The sequence below is a fragment of the Paenibacillus sp. FSL R5-0914 genome (assembly GCF_038004525.1).
GTDB lineage: Bacteria > Bacillota > Bacilli > Paenibacillales > Paenibacillaceae > Paenibacillus_AQ.
Genome location: NZ_JBBORH010000006.1, coordinates 1 through 15051, shown reverse-complemented (window position 1 = coordinate 15051; position 15051 = coordinate 1). Strand labels below are relative to the sequence as shown.

At 44.8% G+C, this 15051-nt stretch carries 10 protein-coding genes; 1 reads left to right on the top strand and 9 read right to left on the bottom strand.

Features of this window, described 5'->3' with window-relative positions; translation table 11 throughout:
• Window positions 1–18: 18 nt before the first annotated feature.
• The 7 genes from MKX60_RS31085 to MKX60_RS31055 all read right to left on the bottom strand — a co-directional run bounded on the left by MKX60_RS31085 (window position 19) and on the right by MKX60_RS31055 (window position 9976).
• On the bottom strand, window positions 19–1338 hold the full coding sequence (locus tag MKX60_RS31085) for a glycoside hydrolase family 125 protein (RefSeq protein WP_076286250.1): 1320 nt from the start codon (window positions 1336–1338) through the stop codon (window positions 19–21).
• A 50-nt stretch (window positions 1339–1388) separates the two neighbouring features.
• Window positions 1389–2375: a glycoside hydrolase family 130 protein gene (locus MKX60_RS31080; RefSeq protein WP_341062040.1), complete on the bottom strand. Its 987-nt coding sequence runs from the start codon at window positions 2373–2375 to the stop codon at window positions 1389–1391.
• A 179-nt stretch (window positions 2376–2554) separates the two neighbouring features.
• Window positions 2555–3592 carry a glycoside hydrolase family 18 protein gene (locus tag MKX60_RS31075; RefSeq protein ID WP_341062038.1) on the bottom strand — a complete coding sequence of 346 codons (1038 nt, stop codon included), beginning with the start codon at window positions 3590–3592 and terminating at the stop codon, window positions 2555–2557.
• 4 nt (window positions 3593–3596) lie between these two features.
• A complete protein-coding gene (locus tag MKX60_RS31070; RefSeq protein ID WP_341062037.1) occupies window positions 3597–6212 on the bottom strand; it encodes a transglutaminase domain-containing protein in 2616 nt (871 codons plus the stop codon).
• Window positions 6213–6218: 6 nt separating this feature from the next.
• The gene (locus MKX60_RS31065; protein ID WP_341062087.1) at window positions 6219–7244 is read right to left on the bottom strand and encodes a carbohydrate-binding family 9-like protein; all 1026 of its coding nucleotides are present in this window, start codon (window positions 7242–7244) and stop codon (window positions 6219–6221) included.
• Between the two features lie 29 nt (window positions 7245–7273).
• Window positions 7274–8560: an alpha-L-fucosidase gene (locus MKX60_RS31060; RefSeq protein ID WP_341062036.1), complete on the bottom strand. Its 1287-nt coding sequence runs from the start codon at window positions 8558–8560 to the stop codon at window positions 7274–7276.
• 27 nt (window positions 8561–8587) lie between these two features.
• Window positions 8588–9976 (bottom strand): alpha-L-fucosidase, encoded by a 1389-nt coding sequence (locus tag MKX60_RS31055; protein WP_341062035.1) that lies wholly within the window; start codon window positions 9974–9976, stop codon window positions 8588–8590.
• Between the two features lie 216 nt (window positions 9977–10192).
• Between MKX60_RS31055 and MKX60_RS31050 the strand changes: the two genes are divergently transcribed.
• Window positions 10193–12454: a helix-turn-helix domain-containing protein gene (locus MKX60_RS31050; protein WP_341062034.1), complete on the top strand. Its 2262-nt coding sequence runs from the start codon at window positions 10193–10195 to the stop codon at window positions 12452–12454.
• Window positions 12455–12547: 93 nt separating this feature from the next.
• Here the strand turns inward: MKX60_RS31050 and MKX60_RS31045 are convergent, their stop codons facing one another.
• Window positions 12548–14161 carry an extracellular solute-binding protein gene (locus MKX60_RS31045; protein WP_076286256.1) on the bottom strand — a complete coding sequence of 538 codons (1614 nt, stop codon included), beginning with the start codon at window positions 14159–14161 and terminating at the stop codon, window positions 12548–12550.
• A gap of 35 nt (window positions 14162–14196) precedes the next feature.
• On the bottom strand, window positions 14197–15051 hold an 855-nt coding region (locus MKX60_RS31040; RefSeq protein ID WP_341062033.1), incomplete at its 5' end, for a carbohydrate ABC transporter permease.

The following is a 15051-nucleotide window of genomic DNA, read 5'->3' as shown; positions in this document are numbered from 1 at the left end:
CCATTGCTCCCCCTCTCACTACAAGATACCTTCCTGCATCGCCTTGTACACGAGTTGAGAGAACAAGCTATTCGACCAAGCAAACCATTTTCTTGTGAAAATCGTTGGATCGTCGGAATGGAAGCCTTCATGCATATAGCCTGTATCCGCATCCGTCTTCTCCAGTAACTCGATCATCGCTAGCTTCTCTTCTGCTGTCGTTGCTGTGAGCCCTTGCATAGATAGTGACAAATGCCAAACATAACCTGCCGGTGTATGTGGACTACCAATACCTTTTGCTACTTTACCTTCAAAGTAATAAGGGTTTTCCTTGGATAACACAAATCTTCTCGTGTTCTGATAGATTTCATCCTCAGTTGTGCAATAGCCCAAGTAAGGAATCGAAATCAATCCCGGAGTTCCCGCATCATCCATGAGACAGTGGTTACCATAGCCATCCGTCTCAAAAGCATAAATCGGTCCGAATTGCGGATGACGATAAATACCGTATGTTTTGATCCCATGATCGATATCTGCTTCTAAATCCTTCAACTCTTGCAAAAATTCCATATCACGGAATACCCACTCCGCAAATTCCTGCATTTGGCGAAGTGTAACCACCGCGAACATATTTCCTGGAATGTTGTAGTGGAATTCGCATACATCATCGCTTGAGCGGAAGCCTGACCACACCATTCCTGTATAGTTGACAGGCATTCCAAGACCTTTATTTCGTAAGGAATCCTCAGGAATACCGTTATTTCGAGTGAAGCGATATGGCGATTCTTCAAAGTGACGCTGTTCTGTGATGAACAAGTTATACATGATACGCATAGCCGATTTGAACCCAGCATCGAATATATCTGTAATCCCTGTTTCCTTCCATAGCGCATAAGCAAGCCGCATCGAGAAACATAAGGAGTCAATTTCAAATTTACGCTCCCATACCCAAGGGGACATGTCTGTTATATCCGTCGTATTCCAATGCCAATCATTCGCAGATTCATTAAATGCATTCGCGTATGGATCAATATGAATGTACTGTATATGACGCTTTACTAAGCCTTTAAGAATGCGTTGAAGATCTTCGTCCTCTTTGGCAAACGGTACATAATGAATGACCTGCTCTACCGAATCCCGTAACCAACAAGCTGGAATGTCTCCTGTGATGACAAAAGTCGTTCCATCCTCTTTTAATTTCGTCGTCGTTTCCAAAGTATTCGGGAAGCAGTTCTTAAATAGCTGAAGTAGCTTCGGTCGATGCGCAAGCTTCTCTTCTGCTTCTTGTAGAACTTCTTGAATCGATTGTGGCAAGTTTAAGGATGGCATCGTAATTTTGGGTAATCTAAACTGTTCCATTGATAAGCTCCTCTACAATTGAAATTCTGTCATTGCATCTGATGATGTCGTTACAGCGGATACTTATCCATATAGTCCAGCAGCTCATCCACTGTTGTAAATGCCACGCCTGTTACGGTATCGGCACAACCATAGTAAATGGCAATGCGACCTGTCTCGCTATCTGACAATGCGGCACAAGGGAAAGTGACATTCGGTACATCTCCCACACACTCATACAATGTTTCTGGTCCAAGAATGTAATTCCGTGATCGTGCGAGCACCTTCCATGGTTCGTGTAGATCTAATAATGCCGCGCCCATACGATATACGAACCCGTTACATGTATTAATGACACCATGATAGATCAACAACCAACCACGATCGGTTTCAATCGGAACCGGCCCTGGACCAATTTTCTTCGATTGCCATGCGGATGCATCTGAATTAATCGTCCCCATCACATAACGATGTTTACCCCAATACGTTAGATCTGGACTCTCACTAAAGAAAATATCTCCAAATGGCGTATGGCCTGTATCACTTGGACGGCTTATCATGGCATACTTGCCATTTATTAAGCGTGGGAAGAGCACTCCATTACGGTTATATGGCAAGAAAGCGTTTTCCAATTGATGAAATGTTTTGAAATCATACGTATAAGCAAGACCAATCGTTGGTCCATGATACCCGTTACACCATGAAATATAATATTTATCCTCGATTTTGCACACGCGCGGATCGTAGCGATATTCCCGCTTCGTTACATATTCGTCACCTTCGAATTGGAGCGGTTGATCATTAATTTCCCAATGTAGCCCGTCCTGACTAAAGCCAGCGAATATATCCATACTTACGGATCTAGAGTCACAGCGGAACACCCCTGCAAATCCACCTTCGAACGGAATCACCGCAGAATTAAAAATACTGTTCGAGTTCACCTGTGCATCACGCTGAATAATCGGATTTTGAGTATACCGCCACACTGGGGCATTATAGCCACTCGGCTTATCCTGCCACGGCATATTTGGTAGTGCCTCACCAATAATTTTGCTCATTTCCTAAACTCCTCCCACGTCTTTGAATGTAGTCTACGGCCTGTCCTCAACGATTGAGTCCAACCTTTCCCCCATACTGTAAATGATAATAAAGCGCATTAAAAGTCTATTTATTCGTAATCTAACGTTTGTTGACTAGGAAATCATGTTTGTTAACTAATTGAATGGGGCGCATCATTTCAGTCTCTCGATAGGCCCGCATACATCGCATCGAGCAGTGTATGTGTCTTGTCGCAGCTGTACTCCCAGAACATCGCACCCGCAAGCTTTTCACGTTGGACATATTCACATTTATGTGTGATCGATTCCACGTCATCATAGGAAATAAACGTATCTCCATTAAATAAATGTGGCGCTTTGGCCTCATCATCCCAATGACGTGTGAACCCATTCTTGTCGATATAATAGGCTAGAAGTTCTGTATATTCCGGACCATAACCTCCTGTTGTACCCGCCATTTGTAAAAATCCATCATTCCTGTTCGGCACCTGCTTCCACATCCGGGAATAGAATGCTACGCCAATGACGATTTTCTCTCGGGGTACACCTGCCTGCATGAACATATTGACGGATGCTTCTGTACTAATTCGGAACAAATCTCCCGTTGAATTGTACAGATTGGTGTGATGTCCCGTTAGAATCTGGAATCCTCCACGCATATCGTAGGTCATCAATTGAACAAAATCTAAATATTGTTGTACTTGATCCATCTCTGTACCATCGATATAATATTGATCTGCTCCTGCAGCGATCGTAAGCAAGTAATACCTGCCCTCAGCTGCACCTTTCATATCTAACGCTTCTCGAATGGTCTTCAACAGCAGCGTAAAATGACGTTTATCATCCGGTGACGAGGCAATATTGGCTTCACTGTAGCAGGGATATTCCCAGTCCAGATCGACACCATCGAATGGAAGTTCTGTTACTACTCGTACAGCCGAAGCTGCGAATTTCTGACGTCCTTCTTCGGTAGATGCCGCCTCGGAGAAGCCCCCATTTCCCCATCCGCCAACAGAGAGCAGCAGCTGTACGTTCGGATTCATCGCTTTAATCTCGTGCAACTGGTTCGTATATTGCAAATGTGCCGTTGTAATCTGATCATCCAACACATAACCGAATGCAACGTTCATATGCGTCAGCTTCATCACGTGGTCGCGCGTTAGCTCAGGTAATTTGGAATCACTCACGTAGCCTGCTACAATCATTTGTTGATCCATCCTTTCACATCCTCGATAAAATTTGCATCGCTTCCTTACTGGCTGCAATCTTATATCCCGAAGACATATAACGAATCTGATCATCACGATCTAGAATCATCAGATGTGGGAAGCCCGCTTCACTCGATTGGGCCACTGTAAACAATTCAGGTAATAGATGATACGTTGAATCACGTACAAATAATGTCCTTGCTGGAAGATTCGGATAATCGGCTGGTTGAAATGAAGTTGTCCATTGCTTGTCACCCACCACAAGAATGATAGGAGCATCTATCATATCGAACTCATGCTTCAACTCCGACAGCTCGCGAAGCAGATGCTTCGAAGGCTCCCGTTCCGGTTCCAGCCATGCGACATAGGCGCCTTGACTGCCCAGAAACTCAGCGAAGATCTGCTCCGATCCATCCCATGTAGCTAGCTTCTCGAATCGATCTACCTTGCCATACACGGGAATGTCCTGCGTAGCTTGACGATACTTCATAACCAGCTTCGTCTCTTCGACTTCTGTCATTTCAAAATAGGTGAGCTTGGTCAGCACGGTTCCATCCTTCAAGCGAATCCCCGTCGTCAGACGATATGCTCCCTGCTCCATCTCAAGGGGCGTATCATACAGGTTATTGGCGCCGTGCGGGTAGCTTAACGTTTTATAAAAACCGTTCTCCAGACGAGCGATCGTAAAATTCTCATAGTATGCAGCCGCTGGCTGGTCTGACGCTGCATCCTGATCACGAAGAATAATTAGAGTTCCGTTCGCTACTGCTGCCTCATTTCCAACTATACCTTTCGTAAATGGGGCATCCACAAAATGACCATTCACCATAAATTGCGGCTTAGCCTCAATGGGATGCAGTCGCGCTGGAATGCCTAGGCTACGACATATAGATACGAACATAATATCGAGAGAGCTACGATCTCCTACACGCAGTTCGAAAGTTCCAACAGCAGTACCCTTCCCTTGCAAATTCGGTAGATCATTCCATATATCCCACGCTTCATCGATGAATTGAACAAGCTTCGTTGGGTCCTCACGGAACAATTCCACTTCTTCTGAAGTGAAGGCTTGTTGGAAAAATGTACGATACGGTGTAATCATCTCGTAATGAACGCGAGGACACAAAATGTAGGGAATGAAGACGTCCTCCGTGAGCTCACCACGTACAGCAAGCGCACCAGCCACATGATCTATAAGGGTTGGAAGGAATGTATCGATGAGATCCTTGTCATGAACACACTCCAATAATCGTAATGCCCATTCTCCATATAGAGGTGTTGCTTTACTTAGATAAGCTGCGATCTCAGCACTATTGCCACGTGCTGTCTGAAGTACGTTCCATACTCGACCCGCTGATAGATCAAGCGATTCTCCGAGCTTCCTCGCAGCTTCTTCATTCAAGAACGTCGCTTCATAATGTGCACGAATCGCGATTCCTTCCTCCAAACGCTTATTGTGTCGCTCTATCCGTGCCTCGGACAAGTCCTCCATGACCTCGCCTTCACGCGCTGGTGGTGGAACCATATCATAGTCAACGATCGTTCCTACAAGTGGCTGATCCTCTTGATTCAATACAAGCTCAATGTGCTCACAATCACCCATGGATATTTTCATTTCTCCCCAAATGCCGTCCTTCGCTGCACGAATGATGAGGTCACCAAGACCTGTCTTGAACGAAGCTTCCCCCTGTGCATTAGACGGAATGCTGGCAATTGGGTAAAATTCCGCCATGTTATATAACTGGAATTGCACCTCTGCAGCGTGCACGGGCTGTCCGCATGCATCTTTTACATGTACCGTAATTGTCTTCGTAGGCGCATAATTTTCTAGTACATTAATTTCAGTAAACCATTCATCTGCGAGTGTAATATCTTCGGGTCCTTCATAATTCGCGAAAATACGTGTGTTAATGAGCATGGCTCGGCGCGCTGGTGGGCCAAACCATCCTTGATTATGACGCGCTTCCGGCTCACAAGCCCCAATGAAATACCATTCACCATCAGCCCATGCCTCCACCCATGCGTGGTTATCGTCACAATGCGCCCAACGCGGGGTATACACTTGACGTGCAGGGATCCCGATACTACGAAGCGCTGCTACAGCTAGCGTAGATTCTTCCCCACAACGCCCACGCGCATTTCGCAGCATCGTTAGTGGAGAAATCGTCCGCAGATCGCTCCCAATGTACGTTGCCGTTTCGTGGCACCAGTAATTCGCCTCCAGAATCGCTTCCTTCATGGGCAGATTACGTGTTCGTTCCGCTAACTGTTCATGAATAATATGGCGATGCTCTTCAATGTTCTCGGTATTCACACGATACGGTAGCACGAAATGTAAAAAGAGATGATCAGGTACTTGCCATGGCATATCGCGGCGAATCTGCAGCATCGTTCTTACATGATTGAAGAAAAGCTCCCCGTTATAATCCGCCAAGTCATTGGCTGGCATATACGCAAAGAGAAGCTTCAATGCCCAAGCTTCTTCCGTCGTTAGCTCGTTCTCAAATACATGGAAGAGCTGCTGTTCACGTGATCTGGCGAGCAGCTTCTTGGCCTGAAACTTCTGCTCAATAAACGCTAAAGCTTCCTGTGACAATGAAAATACAGAAGTAGGGGTCGACATGGTCATGAATGTTTACTCCTTCCACAATAAGCCGTCTTCGCGAATATATAGGCGAGCGGTTCCATCGGTTGTTAAGGCTGAGATATGGAATGATTTACTCGTTATCTCCATATGAGGCTCGATGCTCCAATCATCTTCACCCCGCAGCAGCTCGAACGTTGCTGCATAGTGTCCATGTGCTTCGTAATAATTACGTTCACGATAATACAGCTTACGGAGCTGCCATTTCACCAGTTCATCCGCAGGCATGTCGAATGACTGCGGGCCATCAACACCTACGAACATCACATAACCCCATAGCTCTGGATAATGCATATTGATAATTCCCAGAGGTGACCATACCCAGTTGTCTTCCGGATAAGGCTTTCCGGTATCCGGGTTTATAACCTTGCAGTACTGATCGTCCACAACCTCAGTCCGCCATTCAACACGCGAGAAATTAACACGCCAGAATTCACCTGCAGTAGGTGGTTTTCCATTCGCAGCACATTCTTTCAAGCTACGCCATGGCATGGCAACTTCAATTGTCCATTTCCGCTGATCAGCATGCGGGTTATTTAACTCCCCCTCGATATGAACAGCCGTTTTCAAACCTTGGATATCCCATCCGTTGACCGGAGGTCCTCCGTCACGATATGGTTTCACAAGCAGTAAGTCCCACACCGTGTTCAAAGCGTTAATCTCAAACTCGTAATATTGATGTGAAGCCCCTGTTGGATCGATAAAAATCTCAAAATCATTATCATAGAAAATAACGGAATCACGTTCTGTCAGCGTACCCCAGATCTGATCCTCTATCAGCTCTGCACCAAAGTAAAAATACTCATCATCCCATAGCATCTTTACACGTGTCTGCTTCGCGGGTAACGGACGCAGATCCCCTTCAATATCTACGAAATCATCCGTCCATGTTGCATGCTGCCAAAAGGGCTTATCCAGCTTCCCATCTAGGACAAGCGCCTCCGTCGCTCTTCTGCATAAATAATGCTTAGGCACATATGTCACAACATGCGGTTCTGGTACTCCACTTCGATTCATCATCGTTGTCCTCTCCTTACTTTCGGCATTTAGTTATGCGTAACAACTGCGCCAGCGCCACCGTACATCCTAACCTCTTCATCAAATTCCAGCTTAAGCACGCTTACCTGTTCATGCATATCCTCTGGTGTCATATGAATCCAAGTCGTTCCCGGAATATCGAACCAGGGTACACCGCCATGAATTTCATGAGTGAGTTCTTTGCCCGAGTGTAGTACTGTAATTTTCTTGATCGGATTGCATAGTCCCTTGAGACAGATATTCTCCTTCGGCGTATCATAGACGAATAAATATAAGGTCTTCTTGTCCGTGGATAAGGTACTCCCACCCAGATAATAGCGTGTCATAATTCCATCCTGTGTATCGTAGATTGCCTCCTCGTGTGCACGAATCCAGTCACCTAGTCCCAGGAGAATGTCCTCCTGTCTTGGATCAATCGTGCCATCCTCCATCGGACCAATATCTAGCAGCATGTTGCCGCCCATACTGATGCAATCGCAGAACATGCGGATAATTTGGTTCAAGGATTTATATTTATGATCATCGTGGACATATCCCCAAGATGTATTAATGGTCGTACAGAATTCCCAAGCACCTTCTGGGCGAGTAATGGGAATGCCTTGCTCTGGTGTCTTATAATCGCCATGCCCTTGCAAGCGTGAGTTGATAATCACATTCGGAGACAAGGATCTCAAATATTCCTTGAATGCTGGCAGCCCCCACTGTTCTGCACTACGCTCCCAGTCACCATCGAACCATAATAAATCGACAGTACCGTAATTCGTCATGATTTCACGTAGCTGATTATTGTTAAACGCGAGGAATTTCTGCCATGTCTCTTCATCCTGTATGCCATCTACCGGACTTGAGAAACGATTCAACTGACTCAAATCAGCCGGTACGATACCACTCTCGAATACGGAAGGATAATCGGGATGAGACCAGTCAATTAAGGAATAATACATGCCTACATGCAGACCACGTTCACGGATCGCATTGGACCATTCTTTTACAATATCCCGCTTGGCTGGTGTCGCCTTCATGACGCTCAAATCACTGTACTGCGTATCGAACAACGCAACACCATCATGATGCTTGGTTGTAAGCACAGAATATTTTGCACCTGACCTCGCAATGATATCTGCCCAATGCTTCGCATCGAATTTGGACGCTGTAAAACCATCCAACTGCTTCATATACTCCCCATGTGACATTTTCCCGTTATAAAACGACCATGATTCCGCTACACCTTGCACCGCATAAATCCCATAGTGAATGAAAATTCCTAGCTTTGCGTCCGTAAACCATTGTTGCATCTGCTCTTCCTCCCATAGTTCAACTCGTTATTTTATGCGAAATACATGTGCAATTGGGGCAACTCCCGTAAGCACGCTCTCTGGTAAATGAACGATCAATCCCGTTGTTGTTCGTTCGAATGTTAGATTTTCTTGTCCGCCAACAAGATCCATTTGCGTTACAGCCTGCTCGAGTGGAATACAAATTACTTTGCTCACCGTTTCCTGCTCTTTCGGGTACAAATGAATGGCATAGGTGATATCGCCTTTTTTCGTGAAATGTGTATTTCCAGCAGAGTATGGCGCGCATACGCGCGTTCCATAGATCGCCTCCCCATGAACGTTGAGCCAAGCGCCCATTCCTTTCATCCGATCCAACGCTGTTGGTGACAAGCGGCCATCTGGTTGTGGAGCGACATTAAGTGCCAGGTTTCCGCCTTTGGCTACAACTTCAACGAGCAAATGGATTAATTGACGTGTCGTCTTGTAGTGATCCTCGTACCGATAAGAGAACGCTGTCCCCATCGTAATACAGCTCTCCCATGGAATAAGCAGGGGATGCTCGGGCAACGTTTGTTCAGGTGTAACGACATTCTCATACGGGCCGCCAACGGTACGGTCTGCACTTAGCAGCCATGGCTGCTGCTGACGTGCCTTCTCCACCACTTCACCCAACCGAATATCCTGTGGATTATTCTTATTCTGTGGACATACCCACCCCGCATCCAACCAGAGCATTTCAATCCGGCCATATTTCGTCATCAATTCCATGATCTGATCATGTGTGAACTGTACGAATTGCTCCCATAGCCATGGATAATCTTGTGTTGGATACGAAGGACCTCGATTCATGAACGTCCCCGTCTCCATACCTGGGGCCCAGTATGTTGGTGTGTGCCAATCGGCTTTGGAGAAGTAGGCGGAGATCCCAAGTCCTTTGGCCCGAAAAGCATCAAATACGTTCTTACAAATATCCGCGTACTTATGTGCATGGAAAGGACAATCCTTGCCCGTAATGCGATAGTCTGTTGTCTGCGTGTCCCACATACAGAAGCCATCGTGATGCTTCGTCGTAAAGTTCAAATATTTAAAGCCACCCTCTGCCGCAACCTCTGCCCACTTCTCAGGTTCGAAACGAAGCGGATTAAAGGTTTTATTCAGCCCGAAGTATTGCCGCTTCAATTCCGCCGAATCAACTACCCAATCAATATCATCTCGTGACCAATCTCCATCCTTATCACTAAGCGCCCACGATTCAACAAGTCCAAGCTGCGAATAAGGTCCCCAATGCATCATCAAGCCCAGCTTCTGATCCTTGAACCATTCCAGCTGATCTAATAGCTGCGAATCCTCCGGCTTAACGTACTCCTCCTCTGCGCTGTAATTGTGAACTCCTTCAACAACAATTTGCTCCTCGACAACATTAGCGTCACTCATTTTTGCACGACCTCCATGCAGCTCTTCTGAGGCTGCGATTCTATTGATTTAGTATGATATATTTCCAAAAAAACATTTGACATAATAATAAATATCCGCTATAAACATCCTATTATGGAATATAAATAAGTATTCAAGCGCCGATCTATATCTTGCTGTATTCATAGCTTGATAGGAACATCTCCATGTATACGCCATAAAAAGGGGGAAAACACTTTGAACTATAACTATTTCAAATCGAAATTGTTTCTGAAATTCACCGGTTCGTATCTACTTATCCTTCTTATTCCGCTTATATTTGTAATCGTTTTCATTTACCGAAATGCTACCGATAATTTACAAAAGGAGATTGAAAATGCTCACTTTAATCAGCTCACCCAAATTAAAACGGTGGTGGATGGACGCATGAATGATTTAAGAGATATGGCGTCACGGATGTCATACGACGCTCGTCTCGCTCATTATCGAATACTGGATCCTTATGAAAGTCGTGATGCCATAGCGGCACTAGATAGCTACAAATCTTCCAATTCCATTGTGGAGGATATATTTCTGTACTATCATCATGACCCTAATATTTATTCCAACCATGGCATGTATAGCCTGGATGTATTTCGTAGCTCCTATCAGTTTGGAAGCTGGAAGAATGATGAACTTGTGACTGCTTTAAACTCGTCCAAATTTCCATCTATTCGACTTACGAACATGCTGAATCAAAATTCACCACTCGAGCAATCTGTATTAACCTATATCCTGCCGATCATTCCCAACACCTCAGATCCATATGCTTCTGTCATGTACCTCATTAAAGAGAAAGAGTTGGCATATCTGATCGATTCCGTTCTCGGTAACTATCGAGGATTAACGTATATTTTTGATAATCATGGACGTGTTTTATCCTATAGTGGCCATGGAGATACAGCTAGCCAACAGGATATCCAACGGTTATCAGAGCTTCCACCCGGCATACATAATCTATCGATAAACAACGAAGATCATTCGGTTATTTCCGTCACATCGGATGTCAATGGCTGGTCATATGTGACTTTAATGGCGAGTAATCAATTTTTCAGTAGCGTACTTAATGTTCGGAGCTTCATCATTATTTTATTCATTGTGATCGCCATTGTAGGAACGGCCATCGCTCTATTATTCGCTCGGATGCAATATCTTCCGATTGCTGAGCTCGTTCGCTTCACGAACAAAAAAACAGATACACCGGCCTCCGGAAATGAGCTCGAGTATATACGAACAACATTACAGCAGTATAGCTCCAAGGTTGATCTCCAAGAGCCCTATGCACGCAACCATGTTCTCTCCATGCTATTAAAGCATGGACATGCACAAATGATGACGCATGGAATATTCGATACCTTTCATCTGCACTTCGACCAAAGTCATCATTTTGTCATGATGATGGGCTGGGATGACTTAGAACAGCAGCATCTTCAGGCGCGACAAGAAGTACATCGCAAGCTTGCGTTTATTGAATTTCCAGCGCTTGCTACACAAGTATACGGTGTAGAGCTCCCGCAATTGGATCAGCTCGCACTCATTGTGAGCTTACAGCTCGAAGATGATGAGGCACTCGCTGCACAAATCGTTCACATCGTGGATGCGATCCGTGAATATACGTTAGGCATAATGGATATCCACCCGATGATCGGTGTAGGCAAATGTTATGAGAGCCCTCAGCAGCTTAATCAATCCTTTGTTGAGGCTTGCTCCGCCTTCGAATTGCGTAAATCGACCGAGCATGGAACCACCGTGTATTTTGAAAAGCTATCCAGTGCCCATGATCAAACAGTGTTACTCCCTAGTAACGAGCTATTAAAGCTTGCACAAAGCTTGAAGCAGGGCAACTACGAAGTCGCCAAACAAATTATTCACACAGCCATCCATGGGCTTGATAATAAACAACGATCTACCCTGCTGATGCGATGCGTATTGTTCGACCTGCTGAATACCATGCTCAAAACTGCAGTTGAGCTAAAGATGGATAACATGATGCAGTCTGCTTCTCCCCATTTCATGAATGGTCCCGTCCATCTTATAGAGCAGAATTTCTACCGTTTAGCCACTCAGATTTGTACACAGGTAGAGCAGACGCATAAAAAAGAAGAACATTCACTCATGGATCATATCGTTGCTTTTATCGACCAGCACTATGTTGATCATTCACTTAGCCTCGAATCTGTTTCTGCTGCGTTTACGATTTCACCTTCCCATCTCAGTCGTTCATTCAAGGATAAGGTCGGCATCAACTTCGTCCAATATATTTGGCAAAAACGATTAGATAAGGTCAAGGAACAGCTCGTAATAACAAGTGATTCGTTAAAAGATATTATCCAGCGCGTCGGCTACCTCGACACACCAAACTTTATTCGAAAATTCAAAAAGGAAACCGGTTATACCCCGGGCCAGTATCGACAGATGAATAGTAATCATCCCAATACTGAGCCTAACGATACCGTATAATCCTTCCTCGCTTAGGGTTCATCATAACTTCCCGGTCATGCCTAGGATGACCGGGAAGTTTTTCAAAATATGAGAATGTATAAGCTACACAAATTATTCGCTAGCAGCCCATGTATCGTATGCTTGTTGATACGTTGATTCGAGCTTCTCATACCCCATTTTTTTCATTTGAGCGATATATTTGTCCCAATTGGATAATGGCTCTGCGCCTGTAACGAATTTCGCTTCCATTTCCTTCACGTATTTATCCAAATCGGAACGGAGTGTTTTGATTTCCGTCTGTTGGTCTACCGTCAGGAATACCGATGGGAAGGGAGTCTTTGCAATAGGTGTAAGCTTTGTAGCTGTTTCTTTGTCAATCCAGTCATCAAAGCTAGTACGAAGACCTAAAACATAGCTGTTCTCATAGGAACCTGGTGTATTAATCCCGTAGTTTGGCGTGATTGTACCGCGGTATTCTTCACGATCCGTACCATCTGGAACTGGCAGCCATTCTTTCTCGCCTGTTGCTTTATCTTTGTATTTAAATAACGTACCTTCAGGTCCATACGCCCAGAAGGAATACCCTTCTTCGCTAAATTGGTAATCAATCCAGCGCATACTTGCTTCCGGGTTCGGGTTCGTGTTTGAAATCGCGAAACCGCCAATGGTGTTAATACCAGGATGCTTGCCGTATACAGGTGTTCCAGCAATATCACTAGATACAGGCTGCATCATCGGGTTATCTTCACTCGGTTCACCACCAAGCGTGAAGTATGGGAAATAATCGGAGAATAAGGCCACTTGATTGTTTTTCCCTTTTGCTTTCTTCTGCTCATCGGTTTGAGAAAATGTTTCATGATCCAGCAAATCCTCGTTCCATAAGCGATTCAAGAAGGTTAAATATTCTTTGTAGGCTGGTTCAGCTTGTGGAAAGTGTACTTTGTTCTCCTTATCTACGTAGATATCCTCGTTATACATCCCCCAGAATCCGAGGAAGAACATCCGTAAATCATCTAATTTCACAGAGGATAGAGGAACCTCATCGTCTTTACCGTTTCCGTTCGCATCTTCCTCTTTAACCTTCTTCAAATAGTTGTATAGCTCTTCTGTTGTCTGCGGTAATTTGTTTTCCATGCCGAACTTCTTCAAGAACTTCCCGTTATACCACATCGGTCCACGATACCATACCGCAGATGGCTGAATATTGCGTAGTGCATAGATATGTCCATCTGGTGTTGTCATTGATTTGCGAATATCCGGATTTGCATCGAGAATTTTTTTTAAATTAGGTGCGTAGCCCTCATCAATGTATTTTTCTAAAGGCAGCAACAATCCTTGACTTCCGTAGGTAACTTGATCCGATCCTTTTAGATCCGCCGCATAGAAAATATCGGGAAGCGTACCGCTTGCAAATACCAAATTCTTTTTCGTCTCAAAGCTGTCTTGTGGGGCGTTTTGAATCTTTAACTTAATATTCGTCATCTTCTCGTATTCCTGAATAACAGGCATCTTGTTCCAATCCTGACGTCCTATATCCGGTGCCATAATGGATAGCTCAATCGGTTTATCCACGATAGGAAAGCCCGTCTTATGAACCTCTGTGGCTGTGTCTGAGCCTTCTGTGCTTGCTGTCCCCTTATCGCTACTTGATCCACATGCAGTAAGAATAGACATTGACATGGAAAGAACTAACAACATGAGTCCAGCTTTACGATAAATCGTCATACAAAAACCTCCCCTTTGTTATTTGTATCTTAAGATCAACCCTTAACAGAGCCAATCATGACACCTTGCACGAAATAACGCTGTAAGAATGGATAGACAACAATAATCGGAAGCGTAGATACGATAATGACCCCATACTTCACAAGTGAAGCAATTTCTGCCTTGTTGTTCTGGGCTGCTGCAGCTGTCGCATCGATAATGCCACCTACTTGAGATTGCATTTCCTGAAGCACGAGAATCTGACGAAGCACAAGCTGCAATGGATACTTCGCATCATCATTCAGGTAGATCATGGCGCCGAAATAGCTGTTCCAATGCCCTACCCCGTAGAATAAGGCCATAACTGCGATAATTGGCATCGATAACGGGAGAACAATCCGCAGGAATAAGCGAATATTCGTCGCGCCATCGATTTGAGCCGCATCTTGAAGCTCAGCTGGAATGGAGTTCGCGAAGAAGGTACGAGAGACAATAATATTCCAGATTGACGCTGCGCCAGGAAGTACTAGTGCCCACATCGTGTTGACCATGCCTAGCCCTTTTACCAACATGTATGTAGGGACGAGACCCCCTCCAATGAACATCGTTACCATGAACATCCCCATGAAAAACCCACGACCTACAAAGTCCTTACGACTGAGTGCATATGCCGCTGGCATCGTAACGACCAAGTTAATCGTTGTGCCTAGCAATGTATACAAAATCGTATTTCCATACCCCGTCCAAATCTTCGAGTTCTGAAATACAATTTCATACCCCTTAAAGGTAATACCTTTTGGAAGAAGCCACATTTCACCGGAAGCAACCATCTTCGGATCACTGATAGATGCGCTAATAATATATAAGATGGGATATGCGACTAACAACAATGCAATTGTCACATACGTATA